The organism is Pontibacter rufus (assembly GCF_015694705.1).
Classification (GTDB): domain Bacteria; phylum Bacteroidota; class Bacteroidia; order Cytophagales; family Hymenobacteraceae; genus Pontibacter; species Pontibacter rufus.
Genome location: NZ_JADQDR010000016.1, coordinates 12,799 through 36,990, shown reverse-complemented (window position 1 = coordinate 36,990; position 24,192 = coordinate 12,799). Strand labels below are relative to the sequence as shown.

General features: G+C 50.0%; 21 protein-coding genes. 12 read left to right on the top strand and 9 right to left on the bottom strand.

The features are described 5' to 3' along the window. The first annotated feature begins 29 nt into the window (after positions 1-29). Positions 30-476 (top strand): hypothetical protein, encoded by a 447-nt coding sequence (locus I2I11_RS20300; RefSeq protein WP_196269586.1) that lies wholly within the window; start codon positions 30-32, stop codon positions 474-476. A 94-nt stretch (positions 477-570) separates the two neighbouring features. Here the strand turns inward: I2I11_RS20300 and I2I11_RS20295 are convergent, their stop codons facing one another. Continuing rightward, positions 571-1,134 carry a Crp/Fnr family transcriptional regulator gene (locus tag I2I11_RS20295; protein ID WP_196269585.1) on the bottom strand — a complete coding sequence of 188 codons (564 nt, stop codon included), beginning with the start codon at positions 1,132-1,134 and terminating at the stop codon, positions 571-573. Between the two features lie 79 nt (positions 1,135-1,213). On the opposite strand from I2I11_RS20295, the gene I2I11_RS20290 reads away from it, so the two are divergent. From I2I11_RS20290 to I2I11_RS20260, 7 genes are all read left to right on the top strand, one after another. Further along, positions 1,214-1,909, top strand: a complete 696-nt coding sequence (locus I2I11_RS20290; protein ID WP_196269584.1) for an HAD family hydrolase — start codon at positions 1,214-1,216, stop codon at positions 1,907-1,909. Next, a complete protein-coding gene (locus tag I2I11_RS20285) occupies positions 1,906-2,532 on the top strand; it encodes a chloramphenicol acetyltransferase (protein ID WP_196269583.1) in 627 nt (208 codons plus the stop codon). Before I2I11_RS20290 ends, I2I11_RS20285 begins: the two co-directional genes overlap by 4 nt. A gap of 342 nt (positions 2,533-2,874) precedes the next feature. Next, positions 2,875-3,468, top strand: a complete 594-nt coding sequence (locus tag I2I11_RS20280) for a recombinase family protein (RefSeq protein WP_196269582.1) — start codon at positions 2,875-2,877, stop codon at positions 3,466-3,468. Positions 3,469-3,599: 131 nt separating this feature from the next. Beyond that, positions 3,600-4,535 (top strand): hypothetical protein, encoded by a 936-nt coding sequence (locus I2I11_RS20275; RefSeq protein WP_196269581.1) that lies wholly within the window; start codon positions 3,600-3,602, stop codon positions 4,533-4,535. Then, positions 4,495-4,677, top strand: a complete 183-nt coding sequence (locus I2I11_RS20270; protein WP_196269580.1) for a hypothetical protein — start codon at positions 4,495-4,497, stop codon at positions 4,675-4,677. The genes I2I11_RS20275 and I2I11_RS20270 overlap by 41 nt, the downstream gene beginning before the upstream one ends. Positions 4,678-4,680: 3 nt before the next feature. After that, a complete protein-coding gene (locus I2I11_RS21625; protein WP_196269579.1) occupies positions 4,681-4,965 on the top strand; it encodes a helix-turn-helix domain-containing protein in 285 nt (94 codons plus the stop codon). Positions 4,966-7,746: 2,781 nt separating this feature from the next. Then, entirely contained in the window at positions 7,747-8,280 is a 534-nt protein-coding gene (locus tag I2I11_RS20260; protein ID WP_196269578.1) for a DUF6933 domain-containing protein, read from the top strand. A gap of 548 nt (positions 8,281-8,828) precedes the next feature. Here I2I11_RS20260 and I2I11_RS20255 read toward each other — a convergent pair. From I2I11_RS20255 to I2I11_RS20240, 4 genes are all read right to left on the bottom strand, one after another. After that, positions 8,829-9,314 carry a Mov34/MPN/PAD-1 family protein gene (locus I2I11_RS20255; RefSeq protein WP_025606895.1) on the bottom strand — a complete coding sequence of 162 codons (486 nt, stop codon included), beginning with the start codon at positions 9,312-9,314 and terminating at the stop codon, positions 8,829-8,831. Further along, on the bottom strand, positions 9,304-11,124 hold the full coding sequence (locus I2I11_RS20250) for a ThiF family adenylyltransferase (protein WP_196269577.1): 1,821 nt from the start codon (positions 11,122-11,124) through the stop codon (positions 9,304-9,306). Before I2I11_RS20250 ends, I2I11_RS20255 begins: the two co-directional genes overlap by 11 nt. Before the next feature lie 496 nt (positions 11,125-11,620). Beyond that, positions 11,621-11,809, bottom strand: coding sequence for a hypothetical protein (locus I2I11_RS20245; RefSeq protein ID WP_025606892.1), 189 nt, complete (start codon positions 11,807-11,809; stop codon positions 11,621-11,623). 727 nt (positions 11,810-12,536) lie between these two features. Next, positions 12,537-13,991: an RNA-binding domain-containing protein gene (locus I2I11_RS20240; protein WP_025606890.1), complete on the bottom strand. Its 1,455-nt coding sequence runs from the start codon at positions 13,989-13,991 to the stop codon at positions 12,537-12,539. 433 nt (positions 13,992-14,424) lie between these two features. On the opposite strand from I2I11_RS20240, the gene I2I11_RS20235 reads away from it, so the two are divergent. From I2I11_RS20235 to I2I11_RS20220, 4 genes are all read left to right on the top strand, one after another. Beyond that, the gene (locus I2I11_RS20235) at positions 14,425-15,357 is read left to right on the top strand and encodes a tetratricopeptide repeat protein (RefSeq protein WP_196269576.1); all 933 of its coding nucleotides are present in this window, start codon (positions 14,425-14,427) and stop codon (positions 15,355-15,357) included. Between the two features lie 2 nt (positions 15,358-15,359). Continuing rightward, positions 15,360-16,451, top strand: coding sequence for a hypothetical protein (locus tag I2I11_RS20230; protein ID WP_196269575.1), 1,092 nt, complete (start codon positions 15,360-15,362; stop codon positions 16,449-16,451). A 68-nt stretch (positions 16,452-16,519) separates the two neighbouring features. After that, positions 16,520-19,777, top strand: coding sequence for a DEAD/DEAH box helicase (locus I2I11_RS20225; protein ID WP_196269574.1), 3,258 nt, complete (start codon positions 16,520-16,522; stop codon positions 19,775-19,777). Between the two features lie 146 nt (positions 19,778-19,923). Continuing rightward, positions 19,924-20,958 carry a hypothetical protein gene (locus I2I11_RS20220; RefSeq protein WP_196269573.1) on the top strand — a complete coding sequence of 345 codons (1,035 nt, stop codon included), beginning with the start codon at positions 19,924-19,926 and terminating at the stop codon, positions 20,956-20,958. Between the two features lie 183 nt (positions 20,959-21,141). Here the strand turns inward: I2I11_RS20220 and I2I11_RS21620 are convergent, their stop codons facing one another. From I2I11_RS21620 to I2I11_RS20200, 4 genes are all read right to left on the bottom strand, one after another. Beyond that, the gene (locus I2I11_RS21620; protein WP_196269572.1) at positions 21,142-22,191 is read right to left on the bottom strand and encodes a putative phage abortive infection protein; all 1,050 of its coding nucleotides are present in this window, start codon (positions 22,189-22,191) and stop codon (positions 21,142-21,144) included. Between the two features lie 104 nt (positions 22,192-22,295). Further along, positions 22,296-23,069 (bottom strand): ImmA/IrrE family metallo-endopeptidase, encoded by a 774-nt coding sequence (locus I2I11_RS20210; RefSeq protein ID WP_025606879.1) that lies wholly within the window; start codon positions 23,067-23,069, stop codon positions 22,296-22,298. Then, the gene (locus I2I11_RS20205; RefSeq protein WP_025606878.1) at positions 23,056-23,463 is read right to left on the bottom strand and encodes a hypothetical protein; all 408 of its coding nucleotides are present in this window, start codon (positions 23,461-23,463) and stop codon (positions 23,056-23,058) included. Before I2I11_RS20205 ends, I2I11_RS20210 begins: the two co-directional genes overlap by 14 nt. Before the next feature lie 5 nt (positions 23,464-23,468). Further along, positions 23,469-24,068 carry a hypothetical protein gene (locus I2I11_RS20200; protein WP_196269571.1) on the bottom strand — a complete coding sequence of 200 codons (600 nt, stop codon included), beginning with the start codon at positions 24,066-24,068 and terminating at the stop codon, positions 23,469-23,471. Positions 24,069-24,192 lie beyond the last annotated feature (124 nt).

The following is a 24,192-nucleotide window of genomic DNA, read 5'->3' as shown; positions in this document are numbered from 1 at the left end:
GGGAATGAAACTTCAAAAGCAGCAGAGACATGGTAGTTGAATACATGACGCTCACCGTTGCCGCCTCCGTGATCGCCTCGATAAAGAACGGGATGGACGCCATCAAGGCCTGGCAGGAGATAGGCGACAAGCGGGCCGCCCGAACAGCGGCGGGCAAAAAGCTGGCGGAGGCGAGCCGCGAGCGGATGATGCGTGAGCCGGAGGTTCTCCAAGAAGCCCAGGAGCTGAGCCTGCTGATCCCGGAGGGCGTGCTGCGGACCTTTCAGGAGCGCACCGACAGGTGCTGGGAGAGGTACGAGACGATGATGCGCTCGCCGGACTACCTGAGCGGGGAACTCGACGAGGCGACGCTGGCCGTGATTGCCTGTGTCTGCCGGGAGCTGAACAGGCTCTATGAGGTGAACCGGGAGATGCCGCAAGGAAAGCTGCAGGAGTACTGGAGCAAGTACGCCTGCAGTAGCCGCTCGAGGAATTGAACAACCTTCTCCTCGAAATTATGGCCTAACCCGCCTGAGTGCTCCCCACGTATGGCCCGTGCTCGCTAACAGGTGAGTGTAAAAGAAGCTTAGCCTACACGACATGCTTCAATGCCCTGTTCAGGCTTCGCAGGGTAACTCCCAAGTAAGCAGCCATGTCTTCTTTCGAGATGTGGACGTTTAGCTTGGCCTGGAGCTGCAGCAGTTTCTTCAGCCCATGCTCGACCGTGTAAAGCTGCTGAAAAGACGCCCTGCTGCTCGTGTTGATTATTCGCTCTGCCAACTCATCGAGCAGTAGCTTGTTTAGCTCCAGATTCGTTTCCAACAGGGACTTGAAATAAGGCACAGCGATGGCGTATGCCTCAACCTTCGTTACGGCCTCAACACTGCACAGGCATTTAATCTGCCTGAGAAACTCAATCTCCCCTACGATTTCCCCCTCCCCTAAAAACTCGAGGATATAGTCCTTGCCGTTTTCCTCGCTGAAAAAGCATTTCGTGATGCCCGCTTTTACAATCAACACCTTGGCGGCCCTCTCCCCCTGCCTCAACAGCAAGCTTCCTGCCGGAAATGTCTTCAGTGAGAGACCTTCCCCGTGCCCCGGCTTTGCATGGAGACGCTCGATAAATGACAGAAAAGAAACATTGGTGCGCAGCATATTTTCCTATCGGGACAAATGTCCTTTCCGCTAACAGAGACTTACCCGAACTTTGTGCCTGGAAAGTACTCAAGTAAGGATGAAAAACAAAATCAAGGTTGTCGCCTTTGACGCTGACGACACGCTCTGGGTAAACGAGCCCTACTTCCAGGAGACGGAGCGCAGGTTCTGCGCCTTGCTGGAAGACTTCCTGCCGCCTCATTCGGTCTCTCAGGAACTGCTCAAAACAGAGACAGACAACCTGCGCCTGTACGGGTACGGCATCAAGGGCTTCACGCTCTGCATGCTAGAGACAGCCTACAGGGTTTCCGACGGCACGGCTCATCCCAGACTAACAGATGACGTGATTCGGCTGGGGCGGGAGCTGCTGCTAAAGCCCGTTGAGTTGCTGGAAGGAGCCGAAGAGGTGCTGGATGCGCTTCAGGGGGAGTACAGGCTGGTGCTGGCGACCAAAGGGGACCTGCTGGACCAAGAGCGGAAGCTGAAGCAGTCGGGGCTGGAAGGCTACTTTCACCATGTAGAGGTGATGAGCGGCAAAGAAGCCGCCGATTACCAGAAGCTGCTAAAGCGCCTGGACTGCGTGCCTGACAAGTTCATGATGGTCGGAAACTCCGTCAAGTCCGATGTGCTTCCTGTTTTGGAGCTGCAGGGCTATGCGGCGCACGTGCCTTTCCACACCACCTGGGCGCATGAGCAGCACGAGCATACGCCGGAGCATCCGAACTTGGTGAGGTTGAATGCCATACAAGAGATAGTACCATACTTAATACGATGAAAAGAGAGCTAAACATATCGGAGTGGGAGAGAAAAGACCATTACCACTTCTTCTCGCAGTTCGAAGAGCCGTTCTTCGGGATAACGGTTCAAATCGACTGCACAAGGGCCTATGCGCAAGCAAAGAAAAACAGCCGGTCCTTTTTCCTGCACTACCTGTACCGGGCTTTGCGGGCGGCGAACACCGTGGAGGCCTTCCGCTATCGGATCATCGGCGGGAAAGTGTATGCCTTTGGGCAAGTGAACGCCTCTTCGACGATCAGCAGGCCAAACCACACCTTCGGCTTTGCCTACATGGACTATGAGGAAGACGAAAGCGGCTTTTACGAAAAGGCAAGGGAGGCGATAAAGTGCGTGCAGCAATCAGAAGGGTTGATACCCGCCGTTTCAGGAGAGAATGTCATTCACTTTTCCGCCGTTCCCTGGATAGACTTCACATCCATGTCCCACGCAAGGAGCTTCTCCTTTGCCGACAGTTGCCCGAAAGTCTCCTTCGGGAAGGTGACTGAGAAGAACGGTGTCAGGACAATGCCTGTCTCCGTACACGTGCACCACGGCTTGGCCGACGGCTACCATGTGGGTCTTTTTGTAGAGGAATTTCAGAGGCTGATGAATGACAATTAAGGGATTCACAGCGACACGCTAAGACCTAAGTTGAAACAAACAGGGTCTTGCAAAAAGCAGTTCGAGCGTATGCCCGAACCGTTTTTATACCGGATAGACTTGCATGCACAACCTCATGTGCAACCTACCTTCTTAAGCTTTTTGGTGCTGCATTTATGATGGAAACAGTTTGTAATAAACATGTATTCAGCAATATACATACTTTATTCACAGGTATAAAGCGCGCCTTGCCCTCGAAGAGCAAATCGTTCCCCGCAGCATCCCGGATAGGCTGGTTTACAGACAGTCATATTCTGTAACAAACAGTAACGAACGTAGAGGAAATGTAACAAGACGTGGAACATGGAGGAGAGCAAGCCGATCGTCGTCTATTACCGGGTCTCAACCAAAAAGCAGGGGGAGAGCGGCCTCGGGCTGGAGGCCCAGCGCATCTACGTGCAGCACTTCTATTCGGACAGTAACATCATCGCCGAGTTCACCGAGAAGGTGAGCGGCAAGGTCGTGGCCAAGATAGACCGCCTGAGCCTCAACACCGAGCAGGCCTTAGCCATCTACGCCCAGCTGGAGAGCTGCGACATCCCCAACCTCGACAAGTTCACCCTCACCCTCTTTATGGCCATCGCCGATAGGGAGCGGGAGCTCATCAGCGTGCGCACCAAGGCCGCCCTGGACGAGAAGCGCAAGCGGGTGGGGGAGTGGCGCCTCCCCTCCGAGGCGTTCGTGCGGGGCACGGCGTCGCCGGCCGGGGTGGCCGCCATCCGGGAGAAGGCGCAAGCCAACGAGAACAACCGCAAGGCCGCGGCCCTGGTCCGCTCGCTGCGCGTTTTCCAGGGGCTCACCTGGCGGCAGATCGCCGAGGAGCTCAACAGGAGCGGCTTTAAGACGAGCAAGGGCAGCAAGTTCCAGGCCACGCAGGCCACGCGCCTCTGCAAGTAGGACAGCACAGATGCCACTATCTTACAATATTAAAGTGTATTTTATATTAAAAAAATAAAAAATTAATCTTCAACTTGTATTTTGTGTTTTATTTCTTATATTTGTAATCATTAAAGACAGTGTATCAACACATGGCAGAAGAAAAAACAAGGAGGCTTAAGCAGGTTGCGACTACTTTGAACATTGGTACTTCCACCATTGTGGACTACTTGTCTGCTAAAGGTTTTGACGTGGACAACAGACCCACCACCAAAGTCACGGCAGAGCAGTATGGTATGCTGACAAAAGAGTTCGCCTCCTCTATGCAAACTAAAAGAGAGGCAGAGGAGCTGAACTTTGGCAAAAAGCCACAGAGCATCCAGGTTTTCGAATCTGGGGAAACGGGGATTAAAGTTCCGCATCGCTCACTTGACAAGGATTATCCTGCTCACCATGGTTCGCTTTACTTCTTATATGATAACATTGCTGAAGTAATTGATAATCATTTGCTTTATGAAGTAGGCCTGTTTGCCGGTCTGCACAAAAATACCTTCAAAATAAGCAGAGTCGCCTCTGCTCTGAACACCAATGCCTCCGTGCTGTTTGCCTTGCTTGAGAAGCACGGCCACTATCTAAATAAGAAGTCAAACCCGAAGCTTACTGAGGAACAACTGCGACTTGTAACAGATCATTTCGCTGTTCAAATCGACATCGCTATTGCCCGTTCAGGTGCCTGGCTTGATATTGAGCTTGATGATCTTTGTATCAGCGATAGAAGTTCATCAATTAAAAAGAATTATTTAGAAAACATATATGCCCGCAGGTCACGCTACATTCATTATGAGGTCAAAAAGAAGGCAAAGAAGAGGAGGCTTCCGGATATAAAGTCACGGATACACTCTATTATAACACCTAAATTGTTTCATGTTTTCAGTGGAGAAGAAGACAGCAAGGCTGCCAAACAAGTTTTTGGCTTCTCTGCTGTTGGGATCGACCGGATCAGAGAAGCTTGTCCGAATTTTTTTACATTCAAAACAAGACTTTCTCATGGAACGCTTACAAAAACATATAGAAACGATAAAGGGTAGTGACCTTCCTGAAGGGGTAAAACAGGAGTTGTTAGAAGAGATTCAACGCAGTAAGCCTGATAAATACAAAATTGCAATGATGATGCTGCGGGTTTACGAGGTCGGAAAAGATATTTTTAAATTATTAGAAGATAAGTTCTAGCGAATGAATATAGGCTCAGCAGTCAAAACATTAAGAAAGAAGAAAGGGTATTCTCAAAAGGAATTCGCCGAGCGATGCGGCCTTTCAGTGAATGCGCTCTGTCAGATAGAGACAAACGCTTCTTTCCCCCAGAGAGCGACAATCAATCGCATCTGTGATGAGCTGAGTATACCGGATTCTTATCTTCTTTTCTTTTCTGTTGACGAGCAGGACATCCCAGAGGGTAAACGCAAGCTGTTTCACCAATTGAATGACACGATAAAGCTTCTTCTCCTGGAGGACATTTAGGCATGTTGACTTTCTAGCAAACCCGCCAGTGTAGCTTAGCTTCCTACTGGCGGGTTTGTTTTTCTCGCACATTCTATGCTCCTTTTTTTCATTGTTTTATGACTTGTACTTGTGTCAGGTAAATGTATTAGGGAGCAGGCATTCTCCGCTGTGCGCGCAGCGCGCATTGGTGGCGGGAATGGCTTTTAATAAAATCATCCGGCGGACCTTCCGGGAGCGCTTCGTTTACAACCTGTAATAAATTGTAACAAACTGTCTTGCAGGCGCACCGCACCAAAGCGGCGCCTCGGATGCAGTGGGCTTCCTCCGCGTCCCGAGCTGTGGGAATAGGGCTCCGGTCGCCGCCGCCAAAGGCATTGCTCGAGCGGCTCTTTTCCACGACTGACTGCGCGTCGAGATACCTTCCTATGGGGAGGCCCTCTGAGCTCGCTAAGCGCGCATATTCCCAGCTGCTTGCGCCACCTCTGACTGTGGGAGAGGCCTCCTCCAAGCCCGCGCTGCGCGCTCTGTTGACCCTGCCTACAGCTCGGCTGCCGCACTTTCCTCCCGAGCAGCTGGGAATACGCGCTTGGAGCAAAGCCCCGGGCTGCCGGGGCGCAGGGCGGGTAGGCGATGAGTTGCTTTGGCGGCTGCACCGCTTCCTTGGCCAAGCGTTTCCCCTCCGGAGCACCGTCAGAGCCCCTTCCCTGCGCTGCCCCTGGACGCGACAGCGGCCTGTTTCGGTATGCTCCATGGTGCTCGCATCCCCTTGCGGACAGAGAGGAGCGAGGGCAGCTGGAGAGCAAGCCGCCTAAGGCATGATTAACAGCCCCAAGAAGCAAGGAGCCAATTAGTTGCGTCGTCTAGTTCAACGGGCGCGGGTTCCGCTGAAAACGGCCGCTCCGGACGTGCGGGCCAGGCTGTGCCGCCGGCGGGCCGCATTGGAGCGCGTGCCAGCCCCCTGGAGCTAGGGTATGCCGCGGTGCCGAGCAGGCAGTCAGGTGCAGTGGTATGCGCAAGCAATCCGCCATGGGTCAGAGTGTTGCGCATGTTAATTAGCCGGCGTGGAAGAGAAGGAAAAGGGGCCTGCCAGCTTGGGGCGAGCGGCGCTTCTTAAGCGCGCCTGAGACGGTGCTCGGCACGCACAACAGCGTGCCACAAGTTGCCTGGCCGGCGTGGCAATGGGTATCCATCCGCAAGGGGAGGCATCCTTCCCGGAGCCGGTCCTTTCACGGCGCCCCCGGCAAAGGGAGGGGAGGAGCAGGGTGTCGGAGCGGGCTTTCGCCGCGGGGAGAGCAGCCGGAAAATGCGGTGGCGGGGCGGGGCAGCAGGAAGGCGTTGCTGCGCAGGAATTAAGCAGGCTAAGAAACGCGGTGCCAGCGCGTTGGCTGGGCTGCCCTAGGCAGCAGGGGACCACGGAAACGAGCCCCTCCGGCCACCGGCAGGGGTTTGAGGAAATGGATCCTTCCCTAAATGCACAGCCGGCAGTGTTGCTGCGGCTTTTGCCCGCAGCGGAGCGCCGCTCCGCCGCGCTTTTCCGCGTGGCCGGGGACAGCGGGCCTTAGCGGGAGAGAAGCATCTGCAGGCCTTCCGGTTTCGAAGCGTAACCTGCGCCTTCACAGCGCTTTGCGCGCTCTCGGTTGCGTCCGGCCTATGCACCAGGAGCAGGGGTTTTCCGCGGTGCGCGGCCGCGTGCTCCGGCGGCGGGGAGGGGCTCCTGATAGAATCAGCCGGCGTGCCTGCCGGGAGCGCTTTGTCTGCAACTTGTAACAACTTGTGACAGCCTGTCTTGCCGGCGCGCATAAAGCGCTTGCCCATCGCATGCCAGGCGCGCGTGCCCATCCTCCATGACTGGCAGCCTGCCAGCAGGTTACGCTATAAAACCGGGCGCCTTCCCGGCCGTGGAAAAGGGGTGCTCGAGCGGCCCTTTTCCACGGCTAACCCCGCGCGAGTGGGAAGCTCCCTCCGGAGAGGGCCTCTGAGCGCGGCTCACGCGTGCGATCCCTGCTGCCTTTCCTCATCCGCCGGCGGCTCCCGCCGTGTGGGGAAGGCCTCCTCTTAGCCCGCGCTGCGCGCCTTGACGGCGCTCCCGGCCCTCTACTGCCGCGGCCACGCCTTGCCCTCCCGGAGCGGCCTGCCCGCGCGCCCGCGGCGAAGCTCCCCGCTGTCGGAGCGCAGCTCGGCAACGGCCATTCCGGCATGCCCCGTACGGCGAGCACCCCCTGGCGGCCAGTGGGGGAGCAGGCTTCCGGACACCGGATGAGCCGCTATAAAAAGCAAGGAGCCAGGCGGCTGCGCCGGTTAATTCAACTCGCCGGGTTCCGCGGAAACAGGCCGCTCCGGGCGTGCGGATTGGGCTGTGTGTGCACGGGCGTCCTTGGAGCGCACCCGGCGTAGCCTGAGCCGGTGTTTTCCGCGGTGCCGAGCGGGTGAACCGGGGCCGCTGTAGGTGCGGATGGCACGCCAAGGGTGAAGCAGTTGCACGTGTTAATTAGCCGCCAGGGAAGAGGCGGGAAACCGTGCCCGCCGGCTAGCGGTTGAGCAACGCTCCAAAGCGGCGCGAGCCCGGCCTCTGGGCTTGCCACGCCTGTTCACAGAGCAGCTGAACACCGCTTGGCAAGCAGGTGGAGCTAAAGAGGCTAACCTGCACTAGGCACTTGCTTACAGCGCTTTACGTGCGTAAATTCGGGCAGCGCGGGCAGCGAGGCCCCGGCCATCGAAGGGAGGGTGGCGTGTCCTGCGGCTTGGTTTCCCTGCCCGTGCTCTTTTCCTCCCTAGCTTACGGCTCTGAATTGCTGCGAGATGATAAAGCTCTACCAAACCAAGAGACTGAGCGGGAACTTAAGCCCGTCGTTTTGCCGGGCGCTGCCCGATGTGAGTGCCGAAGCGGCAGACCCGCTTCTTTCCTGGTACGGGGACATGTTCTTCCTTGCCCGGAAGGCGAACCTGCTTTTCACCAACGAGCTCACCAAGTTCTCCTTCCCGCTGCTGGGGTACAGAAAGGCGGAGCACCCCGATTTCGCGGCCACTTTCCGCGCTTGCCTGGCCCGCACGCTGCAGCTGCACGGCATCCCGCCCGGGGCTTACCTGGAGCAGGCAGCAGAGTTCGGCAGGAACGCCAAAAGCAACAGGTCCCCGCTGGCGCATATCTCGCGCCTCAAGATAGATTTCGTTCCCAGCCTGAAGGCACAGGCCGGCTTCATGGGGAAGGAGGGGCTCTGGAGGCGATGCGCCTGCGACTTCAACACGTTCCTCACTTCCTACCCCGGGGGCACGGGGTATGCGGCACCGGCCGAGATGATGCGCGAGGAGCTGGAGAAAAGGCAACTGCTTTAGAAGAAAAGAAGCCCCCGTGGCCCTACTGTTATGGAGACGATGCTTGCCTGCCGGTGCGAGCGGCTCCGGTTACCCGCCGCCGTCAGCCCAAGCCCCGCCCGTCACGTTTTCAAATGGTGCGTTTGTAAAACGTTATAGGTACACAAATATGTAAAACTCTCTGCTCGGACAGGCATTTTAGGAACTCAAAGGGTTAAAGGAGGATAGATAGTCAAAGGGTCAACCCATCCGGTAGCGGCAGGGGAGAAGAGTTGTTTCCCCGACTCGTCCAGCAATTAGGTAGATGAGATAAAGCTTCGGAAATGCACCAAGAATACTTCAGAGAACGCAGTTTGGTTCTTATGCATCTATACTAGGTTTTCTTGGTACACACCTTAAATACAATAATCCTACTTCTATATCTTCTTTGCACTGTTCTTACTGCTGTTCAGCGTCCCAGCTAAATAGCTAAACAGTGTACAACTGCATCAGTCTAGTGAGAAATTAGCTGGAATCATCTTAGCACTAGTAAAGCTGTGGAAAAGAAAGATAACTACTGCTCTACAGCTTTAGGCTTGATAAATTTTTAGCGTACATTTTTTTGTTTCCCTCTTACCCGAGGAGGCATAGGCATTTATCCAAGCCTCTATACCAAAGGGTTTGGTTCCCAAGACCATCATCAGCGGTTTTGTCAACCTTGCCTCCTTATAATTAGCGATTTTAAGAAGAGTGCTTTGATCTCGTTCGCTCAGGTAAGCGCCTGACTTCGGATGGGTGTGCCAGTCACCCAGATATGTCTCTGTCCTATCCGATTTCAGATATGCTTTCTCGATTTCCCTCACATGATGGGTATTATCAGGAACAAACGAATGCCTCTTGTGAACAGCCAAGGAACCTGGCCCTATGACGTCAGTAACCACAGCTTCATATAGGTTCCCCCAGTACCCGATTAGGACGCCTCCCGTCTCACGGGGCATAGCCTTTATCGCCTCCACAAGAACAGCATTGTAGGCCGACTCCCTTAGCCATACCACATACGTAGAGCTACTGTGCATTGCAGTAGTCGCATTTGGAGTGTGAGTCTAGAGTGTAAGTAGACCACTTAGGTGCAACAGGCCTGCCTTCGGCGTCTGCTAAGTTAAGCACCCCCACATCCCAATCCATATCAGGATACCCTCCCTCCTCCCCGGAGCAGAGTGTGGCGACTGCCAATCTTACACCTGCCAGGGAAACGTTTTGCAGGTCAAATCCTGCCCCCGTAAAGGTTAGGTCCCCGCAGCCGGCTGTTTGGATGTCCCCCGCCGGATCTGCTATGGGTACGGGAACGGTGTTGTCAGTCTTTGCGTGCTGCAGGCACATCCAGCAGCCTTTGGTTTTGCCTGGAACGACACGCATGGTCAAACCGCCCCAGGCTCCCGGTGTTGCGTAAATCGAAACATAGGGAATACCTAGCCTTTTGGCTTCCTCGGATAGAAAATGGTTGACGCCCACCTCTGCCGAGGCATCAAACAGTAAAGAGGCTCCGTCAAGCAGCTGCTCTAGAACTTGCTGCTCAGAAGGCTTTTTGCTTTGCGCATGAACCGGCGGAACACCCCCAATCTTATGATCAAGTGGCGTAACCACTGTTGTTGGATAATGCTCATCTATGAAGGCCTTGACAGCCTCCGTCTTCAACAGGCCAGCGGATGCGAGGCCCAACGGCCAGCGCACAGTAGGCCCTGGCTCTACCACGTCATAATCCAGGATTCTTAACTGCCCTACCTGGTTTCTAGCAAACTCTATTGCAGCGGGAGCGCCAAGGGACCCTAAGCCCACAAGCGCTATAGTTTTGCTCTTCAGTTCACGCAGCCTAGGCACCCTAACCTGGAGGTCCCTTTCCCCGGCTCTAAGGGCCTTGGCATAGTAGGCGATAGCTTTCTCACTGGGACGGCCCTTTTTGCCACTGAGGCTTTTCGTCTCCTGAACTACGCCAGCCACGAGGAACAGCCAGCCCATTCCCGGAACCCCCGGCTTAACCTCCTCAGGGAAGTTTAATCCGATCACATGAGTGATTCTTATCCCATTTTTCAGATAAAGTGGCTTTTGGGCTAAGTTATAGATACCCTTGCTTTCAGCAAGTTTGGAAAGCTGCTTCAGGTCCTCAAGTGGATTCTCCAAAGAAGGGCGCTCACGCAGCCGTAGCAGGGTTCCCTGTAGCTTCTGTTGGAAGTGCTTATTGAGGGATGAGGGGAGCTGACCAACTTTTTTACCGGAAGGATTCGTAGTCTCCAGCACGACCATTCTTGTCTGGAAGCTTGCCTTTTCAGGGACACCTACAAGAGTTCTGCCTAGCAAGACAATATCATCACCTTGATCAGGTATTGTCTCGGCCCAGGAGCCGTCAAAAACCACGGGGTGGAATGGATCTGCTATGTACTCGCTCACGGGCTCTGCCTGCTCATGCGGATCCTCTGCGAGCAGCGCAGGATCTTCAATGGACCCTTTCTCCAGCACTTTCGGCAGTTGGGACTGCAGGAAAGTGAGCAGCGTCCACTCTGGCTCCCACTCGGCCGTCGACCTTGGCAGCAGGCAAAGGTTCTTACCAAACGGGTTCTGATGCCGCGGCAGGACCAAGCCGTCTGCATAGACCTCAGGACGGAAAAACGGGTAGTTGTCTGGGAAAACTGCTGTGAGCTTAATAGGGGCGTATTCTTTAGGTAAGCTGAATACTGCGCTACTGGCCTCATCAATGATGAGGTCTATTTGCATGATGCCCTGACTGCCGGCTGTCGAACTAATCTTGTGTTCAACTCCAGCGGCAGTCAGGGCATCTACTTCCTTCTCAAGTAAGTGTGGTTTGGCTTCAAACCAGGGTAATTGGGCCATTTTTTAATATTCTCTTGTTCGTACAGCTAACCTTATCCTACAGGTCTGTCCCCAGGAGGTTTTGGCGGGTTCTTCGGGCCAGGCTCTGGCCTTCCCGGGGGTCTTCCCGGACCTGTCGGGTTGCCTGGGGGGGTGGGGTTTCCTGGAGGATTTGGGTTACCAGGATTGTTGTTCTTTTCCATGATTTCTTACTTTTAAATTCTTGCTAACAATCTACGTAACATACGCGACATTTGCTAAATATTTGGGATAAAAAATTAAAATATACTAATCTTGTTAGACACGCGCGCTCTGCATGTCTCTTTACCTTTTCTATTTTAATGCTACATTGACTGCGCTATTTCTCTTCGCGGCTATTTTTTGGGTGCCAACAGTAGCAAGAGCGTTACCTCGGGAAACTCAAAATCTTTAGGCTCATCTGAGGGTGAATGCGATCTAAGTATGTGTACTTTTGAGAAAAGCACCTTTAGGGCAATAGGGGGGATGGTTCTCGGTATTAGTACCGTGACCAGTTGTTGCCTAGCCAGTCCATCACATTCCTCCTGCTTCTGATACTGCCCGGCATGGCTCGCAGCATCTTCTCTATCTTGTGCCCGGCCACCCCGCCGTCTGGCTTCCAACTGTACTTTTGAGCGACCTGGTTGATCAGGTACAACACCTCATACCCTTCATTTCGATCTAGCAAGGCATTATCTGGGAAGCCTGTTACAATTGGGTTGTCGTTCTCCTGCCTTGCTTTCCAGGAGTAGTCGTAGAGCAGATCTGGTGAAGTATGCCATGGTTAAATACGCTAAAGTTTAACTCCTCCTGTAAACGTTCTCCTCGGCTGTTTTGGTTTGGAGGCAGCCGATTTGGGCGGTTCTCCGATCCTGCTGCAGCGGATTCCTTTTGGGCAAGCTTAGTTAGTGTTTCCGTCAGCTCCGGTATGGCAATTGCAACTGGTTTAGTTAAAGACTGATGCAGCACTTGTAGTGAATATGGCAATGTGAGGCTGCAAACGCAGAGGCCGTGGGATCGGGGCTTACAAAATATTTACGCACTGTATGCGATTTTCGACATCCAGTGCAGACGAGATTTCAACAACACTACGTAATTACTAAGAAAGTCACTGCCAATGGCAATGCCTTTCTTTTTGTGGCTCCTAATTTCCTTGTCCGGTGGGACAGTTGGTACCTAACTTCTCTCCCTCAGCTGCGGGATTTGGCCTTGCCTTGCAGCTAGCTTTTACCCTTTGGTGATCCTGCCTATGAACAGCTTCTGTTTGCATCAACAAAATCATGAAAGCAGTTCCCAGCTGCTAAGTCCTTTTATATTAAATTCAAGATTGTGTCCAGACTAGATATTTACAGGGTCATTTACAGGGTCATTTACAGGGTCATTTACAGCTATAGCTGTCCCTATACACTCCACGCTCAACTGCGACTGTTCCTTAAAATCTCCCTCAACTCCTCCGTTGGCATATAATGACCAGACTTTGGCGGTCCCACGAAGTGAATCAGCTTTCTATCCCTCAGCACCTTTAAATCCCTCTTGGCCGTTTTCTCCGAGACACCTATAAATTCAGCTATGACAGCGGTAGTCGCTTGGGGATGCTCCAGCACGAAGTCCAGAACCTTGGCTATTCGCTCGCTTACCTTAACGTTATGCTCGCCTAGCAGTCCTTCGCTAACGCCGTGTACACTGCCTTCAGCCATCGCATGGTCTAAAGGGATTTCTATCCTGAACACATCACCGTCATCGAAAGTCGGTACCCTGCCAGGGGAGTAGAGGGGCAGGAAAAGGTGCACGTTGCGCACTCCAGACCCGAGCTCGTCAACCCTGCCCAGCTGGATAAAAAACTTAGCGATAGTCGGATTCTTAGGGAAAGGGGAGAACTGCCCCGGGACAAGCAGTCCGTGATGCTGCGGCCGGTTGGCGTTTTCCGTGATTACCCTGTCCCTATAGATGACCAAGGTGGCAGGCAATGCATTGGTATACTCACGGTGCACAATAAGGTTGGCCACGACCTCACGGAAAATCTTTGTCCTCAGGCTGACCCGAGTATCACCCTCCATGTGAAACCTGTCTGGCAGATGCTTGGCTATGAAAGCCATGAGCTGTTCGTAGGCCTCAATCAGGTTCGTCTGAATATAGGCTCTGTCGTCATAGCGGTCCAAGTCCTCGCGGCGGACCAGGGCATCTATCTTATAGTGCGGCAGCACCTGCTGAATTACCTCGTCGCGACCGAAGACAAGCGCCGCGGCCAAGGTGTAGCCCTCTTGGTTAGTGGCAAAGTCCCGACGGTAGAAGCCTGCTGTTCTCAACAACTGCTCATCATCCATGGCCAGCCACGGGTGTCCAGGATCCCGGCTGTAGATAAGGTTCCTAACCTTCGGGAAAAGCTCAGGCTTGAAATCATCAAAGCCCAGATACGGATAAATGGTATTCTCTGTGAAATGTGCCCGCTTCCTGTTATAGAGTTCAGCAACTTGGCCGTGGTTGTTCAAGCGGTAGTCTCCGTCCTCGCTTCTGTCGAATATGGCGCCGTTGGTCCTGTGTACCTGCGAGCTCTCAGGCACCTGGATGTGCAGGATAGCCTTACCATCGAGCTCATACTCCTCCGGAAAAAGGATGAACGGAGGCTCCAGCTTCTGGGCGTTGTTCGACAGGTTGGCAAGATCAGTCTTGAGCTTTCCCACGCTTGCTGGGTCGACGCCGAGCACGCTACCGTCATCGTCAACGCCCAGGAAGATGCTCCCGCCTGCACGGTTCAAAAAAGCGCAGACGGTTTCAAACAGGTTCTTAGGCAGGCTGGTGCTGGCTTTCTTGAACTCCGTTCTCAGCCCTTCACCTTCCTGCAGGAGCTGGAGTATCCGCTTATCGCTCATGGTGTAGTTTACTCAAATACATTTCAGCGTAAGTTATGAAATTGCCCGCTACCGAAAAAGGGAGCGTACGCCCGCAGGTACTCGTATGGTGGGCACAAGGTAAAACATGGGCAAATGACGGTGGTGCCTTTTGTGTAGCGGCTTTAACATTAAGTAGACTGTGTAAGGCACCCTGTAAGAGGTTACATTGGATTAACAGCAGGCTGTGGAAGTCAAAAGAACCAGTAGTAGCCTTAGGTCCATATCTCATGAGACAAAAACAACAAAACTGGTACTTGATTCGAAGTACATATACCATCGTGGCACATGTTCCCCTGTCGGTGAGGGCTAATTAACGCGTGAGAATTATTTATATAATATTAATTGATATATATAACATATACAAAATATTGCTATTTTGCTTTCCAGATCTTAAACTTAGCTGTGAGAGCAAATGCGATACGTCCCTAATCTAATTCCAGGCCATGCCAAGGTCCTTCCTGCCTACTTCAAAGGTGACCCCTACACCTCTAAGCCGGGTAATATTCTTTTGCAGATCCTTTCTTACATAGGAGCCTTCTTCTTCCTGTTAGCGGCATTGGCCTTCCTCCAACACCCTATCGTCACCTGTCTATTAGGCGCACTTGGCTTCATACTGCTTCCTCAGGGCCAACGGTGGCTGGAGCGCAAAGGCAGGTTCCGCATGAAAGGGAAAGTGAAGGCTATTCTGGGAGGAACTTTGTTCCTGATTTCTACTCCATTTATTAACCACTACTCAGAGGTAGACGCACGCCAGGCACATGAACTGCAGTTGAAAGAGGAGAAAGCAAGGCAAGAGCGCTTGCTGGCTGAGCAGAAGGAACAAGAGCGCCAGGACAGCCTGGCTTACTACGTGACGGAGAGTATTCGGCTTCGTAATGCCGACAAAACAGACCAAGCGCTGGCAGTGCTCTTGCATGCGGATACCTTCTCTCTGCACCAAACAGAGAAAGACACCCTTCAAGACATTAGAACCGGCATTCTGTCACTACGAGCCTTCTCCCTAGTGAAGGCCTCCAAGTATAAGGCAGCCTTGCCTGAACTAACTTCCCTGCTTAAGCAGCGCCCCTCGGATGACGCACTGCTTTACAACCGCGCCGTCTGCTACAGCAAAATGGGTCAGACAAAAGAGGCCGTGCAGGATCTAAAAGCGGCAATGGCAGCAGGCAACAAGGAGGCCGAAAGACTGCATGAGCGCATCAACCCGCTAAAGAGAAGGGTGGCCTACTATGTGACCCGTTGTTGCGACGGCTCCACCTCAAGCGCGAAGGGCAGGGGAGCCTGCTCCCACCACGGCGGCGTGTGCGACTGGAACGACCCTGTCTATGAAGAATACAGAAAATACTAGCTATGAACAAACAAATATTCAATGAGGCACCTCTGCTGAAGAGAAGCTTTATGCAACGGATCCTGAGGCAGCATCCGGAGGAAAATGCTGTGATCGAGATCAACAACCTGCTGGCTTCAAAGCAGGTACGGGAAATTAACAGCATGGAAATCGATAGGATAACACGGACCTATAAAATAGATGCTCTGCACCAGTTCAGGCTCAACATGGAGGAGTTTTATGCCGTCTACCTCAATCATTGTTTTGAGGACTGTGTTCTGAGTGAGGAGGAGCTGCAAGACCTAAGACACCTTCGACAGTTGCTGCAACTCGAAGAGCGGACCGTAAACTTTCTCCATTCTGAAATAGGACAGAAGGTGTACAAGTCTTCTTTTGAGAGAGCCATCGCTGACGGCAGGTTGACGGAGGAGGAAAAGGAGTTCCTCAACAAGCTGGAGGCGGACCTAAAGCTACCGGAGGCGCTTGTCAACAGCATTTCGAAGGAGGTGAGGAGTGTTTTTGTTCAGAGCTATGTCTCCAGCATCATCGCAGACGAGCGGCTCTCCCCAGAAGAGGAGCGGGAGCTGGAGGCCATTGCCGCCAATCTGAATGTCACGCTAGAGACGGACGAGCAGACAAAGCGCCAGTTGCAGCAGCTCAAGCTCTACTGGGCACTTGAGAACACAGAGTTGCCCGCCATACAGCCCGACATCCTGCTTCAAAAGAGTGAAAGGTGCTTTATCTCCATACCTGGCGTAGACTGGCACGAGCTACGGACCGTAAGACACCGGACCAGTTACAGTGGCTACTCCACCAGCTTCCGGGTAGCCAAGGGCTTTTACCTGCGCAGTGGGTCCTATACGCCGCGCAGCTACAGTTCTGATGAGATGAAGCTCATCGACTCCGGCACGGTCTACCTCACCAACAAGCGCATCATCTTCACCGGGGCAAAGAAGAATTCCAACATTCGCCTGGACAAGATACTCCATATTACGCCCTACTCAGATGGGGTGGAGATCGGTAAGGAGACAGGCAAGAGTCCGCTCCTGCAGCTGCCAAGCAGAGCAGATGTTTTCTGTATTATTCTGGAACGGCTGCTCCGGGAAAGGGTGTGAACGCACCTTTTCAAGTACTTGACCATTTCTAGGATACTTATTCACTATTCACCCAAGATTTACTTATTATGCTTCTCAAACTGCCTAAACTTGAACGAAAGGCTTACCAGAAGGTAGGAACCAAAAATATAGCGCGGCAACTGATTCAGCCAGGAATAGAACTAGATGTAGTTAAAGCTTCTAGCACAAGGAGCGGTATGACAGTTTCATGTGGCCAAGACCAGTATTACCTGACCTGTAATAAAGGTGACTGTCCAGCTGATAAAGGTTTAGTCTTACTTACCAACATCAGGCCAACTGAGGAGCGCATCGCAAATGGCGAAATCAGGGTTAAAGGATGGCTAAAGCATCCAGCACTACAGGATACTTTAACACCGGAAAGCATCATAAAGACATGGACAAACCGCTTCTCTTACCGTGAAGAAGATCCGGAGAGTGACAGTCCAGGACTAAGGCAACCACAGATCGGGGCACTGCATATGATTATGGGGCACCTGAAGATGCCCCTTGATACAGCCACGGTTGTTATGCCGACTGGAACCGGTAAGACTGAGACGATGCTCTCAGCGCTTATTGCAAACAAGTGCAGGAGACTTTTGGTGATAGTGCCTTCTGACTCTTTGCGAAGACAAATTTCTGCGAAATTCACTACGCTTGGTCTCCTGAAACAATTCGAAATCATTGCAGAAGAAGCAGCCTATCCTATCGTGGGGGTTATGAGCCAAGCCTTTAAAACTGTTGAAGAGCTTAATGAGCTTACCCAAGCTTGTAACGTAATTGTGACGACCATGCAGATCTTGACAGGTCTTTCAGAAGAGCAAACACAGCTCCTGGTAGAGAACTGCTCCAATGTCTTCATTGATGAGGCACACCACGTCAAGGCGAGCACATGGAACACTTTTAAGGAAAAATTTCCAGCAGAAAGAATCATACAGTTCACAGCCACACCCTTTAGAAACGACGGCAAAAGGCTGGACGGTAAAATCATCTTTAACTTCCCACTTCGGGAGGCACAAAGACAAGGATACTTTAAGCACATCGAGTTTCTTCCTATTCGGGAGTTTGACCCTGATGTAGCTGACAAAGAGATAGCTGAAAGAGCGGTCGAAAGACTTAGACAGGATAGAGCCCACGGCTATAACCATCTTTTGATGGCTAGGTGCAGTACCAGAGAAAGAGCTAACAAGGTATATGAAATTTATAAAGACTATACCGACCTCAACCCTGTCATAATCTATTCGGGCGTACCCAACTTCAGGGAAACATATGACAGGATAACCAACAAGGAAGCCAAAATAATAGTCTGCGTTGACATGCTTGGAGAAGGGTTTGACTTACCAGAGCTGAAAGTCGCAGCCTTCCACGACATTCGGAAGAGCCTGCCGATCACCCTGCAGTTTGCAGGTCGATTCACGAGAACCAAACATGATGAAGAACTGGGAGATGCATCATTTATTGCCAACATCGCAGACTTAACCGTGCGGGCTGAGCTGGAAGATCTATACGCTAGAGACGCGGACTGGAACCAGCTACTCTCAGACGCAAGCTTCGGGAGAATCAATGAAGAGGTAGAGTTCAAAGAACTCATGGATGGGTTCACAAAGCTTGGAAGCTCAAAAATCCCCCTGCAAAACATAAGAACGAAGCTTAGCACCGTCATCTACAAGAACAAGACAAACGAATGGTCTCCTAAGCAGTTCTACAAGGCTATTCCAGGATACGATGAGCTTGAGTTTAAATTCCACGATATAAACCGTGACGAGAACATGCTCATCATCATCACTGCTAATAAAGTTGATGTGGAGTGGGTTAATCATAAAGATATTTACCTGGTCGACTGGAAATTGACGGTGGTTTACTGGGAGACAAAGAATAACCTCCTCTTTATAAACAGCTCCGATAACTCTAGCCTTTATACAGATCTTGCGCAGGCTATTATAGGAGAGGAGGCCGAACTAATACGGGGAATTGATGTTTTCAGGGCATTTCACAACATAAAGCGGATAAGACTTCAAAATGTGGGCTTGAGGTACTTTCTCGGCAAGAACGTCCGGTTTAGAATGATGGTGGGAAGCGATGTGGCGGAGGCGTTGAGTATCGCAGAGAGACAAAAGGGAGAGAAAGCTTTTGTGATGGGCATAGGCTATGAGAACGGCAGCCCCGTCAATATTGGTTCGTCTTATAAGGGAAGGATTTGGACAAAGCTGGACGGAGACTTGAAGGGCCTCAAAAGTTGGTGCGACAGCCTTGGTGCTAAACTCTCTGACCCTAATGTGGACCCTAACCAAATACTGAGGGAAACGCTTATACCGACACAGGTGGTGGAGGTTCCGGATGTACACCCCGTGTATATAGATTGGGCCGTAGAAATGTATCTCAGCAGCGAGACAAGGTTCAGGTTTGAAATTGACGGCGTTGTGTTTGACCTTTCTTCCATTGAGTTAGGATTAAATGCCCGTCCTGCTAACGACGTAATCTCTTTTGCCCTTGAATCCGAAACAAAATCCGTAGTTTTTGAGCTACAGCTTTTTCTAGACACCGCCTCGGAAGAGCCTTATCCTGACTTCAGGGTTATACAGCCAAGTGGAAATACTGTCATGGTAAGGTACGGAAGCAAGAGTGTTGATGCCTGCAGATTCTTTGAGGAGTTTACCCCAACCATATGGTTTGCCGATGGTTCCGCGTTAACCGGGAATGAGTATGTGGAGCTGAAGCACAGCATTAACGTCTACCCAAGAGAAGAGATTATCGCTTGGGACTGGACAGGTGTTGATCTGAGTGCGGAATCTCAGCATGTGGCGCCCCTCATCACCAACTCTATTCAATATAAGGTAATCAAAGAGCTTAAAAGCCGTGACTACGACATTGTCTATGACGATGATTACTCTGGAGAAATTGCGGATGTTGTGGCAATTAAGCTTGATAGCGAAAAAATCAAGGTTGACTTGTTCCATCTCAAATACGCAGTAGACGGTGTGGTTAGCAACCAAGTTAAGAACCTATACGAAGTGTGCGGGCAAGCACAGAAATCAATACATTGGAAACACAAAGCAGGAAATGAATTCTTCAACCATCTGTTGCGGCGGAAGGAGAAAAAGAGAAGGGGGAACTCGCGTTCTAGGCTAGAGAAAGGTACAGTACAGAATCTTGAGAAACTGCTTTCAATCGCAAAGAAAGAGATTCCTATGGAATTTGAGGTTTATATTGTCCAACCTGGCGTTTCAAAAAGCGCAGCATCGCAGGAGATCCTCACTCTGCTCGGTGTAACGGAAAATTTCGTTAAAGAGGTCGCTGGAGTCAATCTTTATGTTATTTCCAGTCAATGATAGTTAATATTAGCTGTGATGTTTTCCCTCAGTGATTATAGTGTTATTCTATCGTGAGTTTTGCCTTCTTTTCTCCTCCTAGTATAGCGGACATCGGTAGCTAGACTATCTTTTTGCATTTAAATTATCAAAATTGCATCCTAAACATGAAGCAACTTTTACTAATTACATTATTACTTTTTTTACCGTTCTCATATTCTAATGCACAAGAATCTGTTGTCGTTACAGAGTCCACTTTGAAAGTGGCTGGCCTGGGGGAGGAAGCTTTTTACTACGGATTCGCCAAAGGAGACGAAATTGTATTTGACTTCAGCGAGGCGAACGGCAAGGAGCTAAAAGAGCTTGAGATAATTGAGTTGCCATCCTCCTCAAAGTTCTCGGACTACAAAGTAAAAAAGGTGCAGGACAAGAGGATTAAAGTGACTAAGACAGGTATTTACAAGTTCCGTCTTTCTAACTCTTCATTGGGCGGCAGGGTCTGTAGGCTTAAGATACAGCGCATACCGGCTAGCGAGAACACCAGGATCTTTGACTCCAGCGTGTACTGGAGAACCGTGCAGGACACCACCTACACCACAAAGCAAGAAAGGTACCTAATGCACGCCGACACAGCTATCGTGAAGATGACAGATCAGGTGGCGCCTGTGTCGTCCACCTCCGCGATGAACGGCAACCCCAACAAAACAGTAGTTGAGTTCACGCTGCCAGAAGGGACAGTCTCCTGGAGCTATTACATCGGAGTGGGAGCGACTGGGGAGAAAGCCTATGACGGAGCCAGAGACAAGTTCGTCAACACGGCGGCGGCCTCCGTGGCAAAGCTGCCGGGCTACGGCCCAATGGCCGCTCTGGCCCTTTACGGCATCAACTACTTCAGCAAGGCCCAGGGGGAGGACAACGTCAAGTACTGGTTCATTGCCGACTGGGATAACGTGCTGCTGTTTAAGGCTGGTAAGCAGTTCTACCAATATAAGTCAGGAGATGTTATCAACGAAGCCTCGCAGATGAAGGCCCCAAACAGGGGCAAAGTTTACCTCGGGTTACTGAATGATAATGTCATGGACCAGATCCAGGTCAATGTTCATGCCACCGCCATCACTGTCACTCCTGTTTGGGGAACTCGCCAGGTCAGCCAGATGCACGTTCAGGCAAGGCAAGAACCTTATTTGAACGCATTAAAGTAAAAAGCTTTGGCTGTGTTGCTATAGATGCATTAGCTGTCTGAAGCACTCTGCTGCCCCGATAGAACACATTACTAGTAAAACAAAGCCCATTATAGTAGTAAAAGAGGCAACAAGAGTACTCAGCGTTAGTGAATGGAAGAGGCTCCATTTTGGTCAGTGGAGATATAGAACCCAAAGCCCATTTTAAGGCCGCTCTGGAGATTTTATCCGGCATAGTAGGTCCTCTTTCACAACTTCTTGGCTTGGATAGTAGGCTAAGTCAGATGGATATAAACCATTGAATATGTCATATATAATCAGGAACTGCACGTGTTCCTTACTTGACATGGAACTAAGGGCATTGTAATACATTAGCGCCAGTTCGTAACGGGAGAGCTGAGCCCGGAAAATTTTAGCATACTTTTGCGGCTGCTCAGAGCCATCAATAATTTCCAGGGTATAATGAATGTTACGGAAATAATGCCCCAAGTGGTGCCCATGATCATGATAGAATTTTGAGTGGACCTCTTGGATTGCTTTAAGCCGTTGGGTTGATGACATTTTTTCAAAAAGTAAATAACCGACTTTTTGCAAAGAACTATTTACCTCCGGAGGTGTATCTATAGGATTACCTAGCAAACCTTTAGTAAGTTCCCAGGTATCGTCGCTTGATCCATATAAAGCTTTTAGTTCATCAACTTGGCTTTGACTTCCAGTGAAGTGCACAGGCTTATGATATAATAAGGCATAGGGTTGCCAGATTATATCATATGCTTGATAACTAAGATCCGCCCAATTATGTGAAATTTCTCTTCGCGCTATCATACTGAATTCTTCTTTAAGAAGCTTATTGTATTCAGTCGTATAGTTCTTAAATGCAGAGAAACTTTCTACTTTTTTCCCACTTGCTATTTGAAAGGTAACAGAATCAACCTTTTTATTGTGGAGAGCAATCATATTAAAAAAGGTATTATCGTCCGTTTCTCTTTTAAACTGTGTAGCTTGCTCTTTATTTGCTTTAATTTGGGCTTTGAAGGAAAGATAAACAAGGACCCCAGCCACAAAATTTATGATTGGGCCTGTAATTCCACCAATAGTATCACCTATTTGCCCCGCATTATGTTTTATCCAATCTCTAGGACCAAAGGGCTCTGTGAGGGCAAATACGGCTAAAATGCAAACGCTAGGAACTAATATAAAAATCACTAGAAAACCTAGTATCGAAAACCAATCGGTATTACGGTTTATATTCACTAAAAGGAGAGACTTAAAATTTGAAATTAATTAATAATTTCAAAGGAAATCTTAAAAATCAAACAAGGTTCTTATAAAGTAGGAATGTTAATTATAGATCAACTTCATTGTGTCCATAAGCATGAAACTAATCCATTAGTAGAAACTGGGAAGCACTGTTCCCATAATTGCCAATCTGGCTCATCTTTAAGTTTGAAATCTGAAGGAAACCATTCAATTGCATCCACCTTTTCCGGCTTCGCCTCTAAACCCTTATTATTAAAATAATCTCCTGCTACTGTATAGACGGGCACCTTTCCATTAATAGGTAGCCATTGAAAAGGGAAATCAGAAGAGGACTGTTTCCACTTAACGATGCCATTCTCCAGGTATATTACCATAATTGGAAAATCACCCAAATCCTTATACTTTAAGAAAGCAGCCGTTAGGGATACTCCAAAGTACGCTGCTGTTTGTTCAATTAGAGATAAACTAAGTCTCTTACCCGCTACCTTGGATTTAAATAACTCTGATGGCATTAATAATTCCGAAGCAAATTGATTGGCCTGTTGTTCCTGGGGTCCGTTCTTATACCATTCGGATAAGGTCTTATCATTATCTGCGTAGAAAGGAGTTAATTCATTATGTAAGATAAAATGACCGATCTCGTGAGCAATGACAAAATTCCTTTTGCTTGGATATGTAATATTGGAGTTTATAGTAATGATTGCGTTACTTCCTTTCATGAGGATGCGACCTTCTGCTCCTTCCATGGGGCTTTCTTTCAGAACCCCTCCCAGCGCAAATACCATTTCATCTAACGAGATGTCACCCGGTTCCCAGCAGCCCAAGTGGTTTCGTAGGTCGTTAGCCGCTTTTATAGGATTAATTCCCAGCATTCTCGTCTAATCGATTTTTCAGTATTTCCATTAATCTTAAAACCTCTTGATCTTCCAATATGGATGCTTCATCTTCTGGGGTTAATCCCTCAAACTTTCTAAAAAGAGGTTGCAGTTCTAACTGATCATGAAAAGAAAGTAACTTTTTAAGTTCTTCCAACCCCTTTTCTTTGAGTAACTTTATTTGATCTAGTGCCTCGGTATATTTCCTTTTATTTGCTACGGCCCGCAGTTTGGTTGAAAGTTGTTTTACTAACCTAAGATGTTTCTCAACAAAAGGATCCGTATTATTTTGCAATTCATTTAGAGTCTCTTCTTCTGCCTGATGATAATTGATTTCCATCATCAGGCCGTATAAGTTCTTTAATGATTCTTTTGGGTTTGTAGCTGCCATATCTGTTATTTATTTGAGGGTTGTAAGGCACTAACCCTTCGCAATAATTTTTCTTTCACTTTATCCAATTGCTTGGGAGTGATTCCAAGATGTTCAGCCATGTCACTTCGCTTGTAACCGGCCTGAACAGCTTCCCAAAAATCTTGCAATTGCTGATCACCCTGTACTGCATCCTCTATTACTTGAACTTGTCGTTCATACTCCTGCTTTTCTTCCCGGTCTGATTGGTCAGGGCAGTCCCCTAAATCATAAAACTCAACCTCAATATCCCGATACTCAATTTTGAGGTTCTCTGATTTTTGGGTTTTTACCCGCTCTACCTCTTTCGAAATAAGACTATCTATAAGGCGGATGAGCTGTTGGGATAAAGAAAATTGTGTTTGCCACTCCCAATTCCCGGCTAATATTTTTTCAAGCGCTAAGCTCAAGTAATACTCCTTCGGGTCGGCTCCTAAGTTAGCAGGCGAATGGGCTCCGAATAATGTTTTTTGTTTCAGCTTCCAGTTAAGATGTTCTTTACATTTTTTAATGGCGGCACGCCAATCATTATCTGTTAGAACATTGAATCTTCTCTGGTTTGCTTCATAGTACTTACCTAATTCCATAACTGTATTAACCGGAAAATATTTTTCTTACCCCATGGGGGAGTTTTCTACGAACCCGGTTAATACTCTTATGAATACCCACTAACAGGTTCGGCATATCTCTACCAAATTTACAAATTTAAAT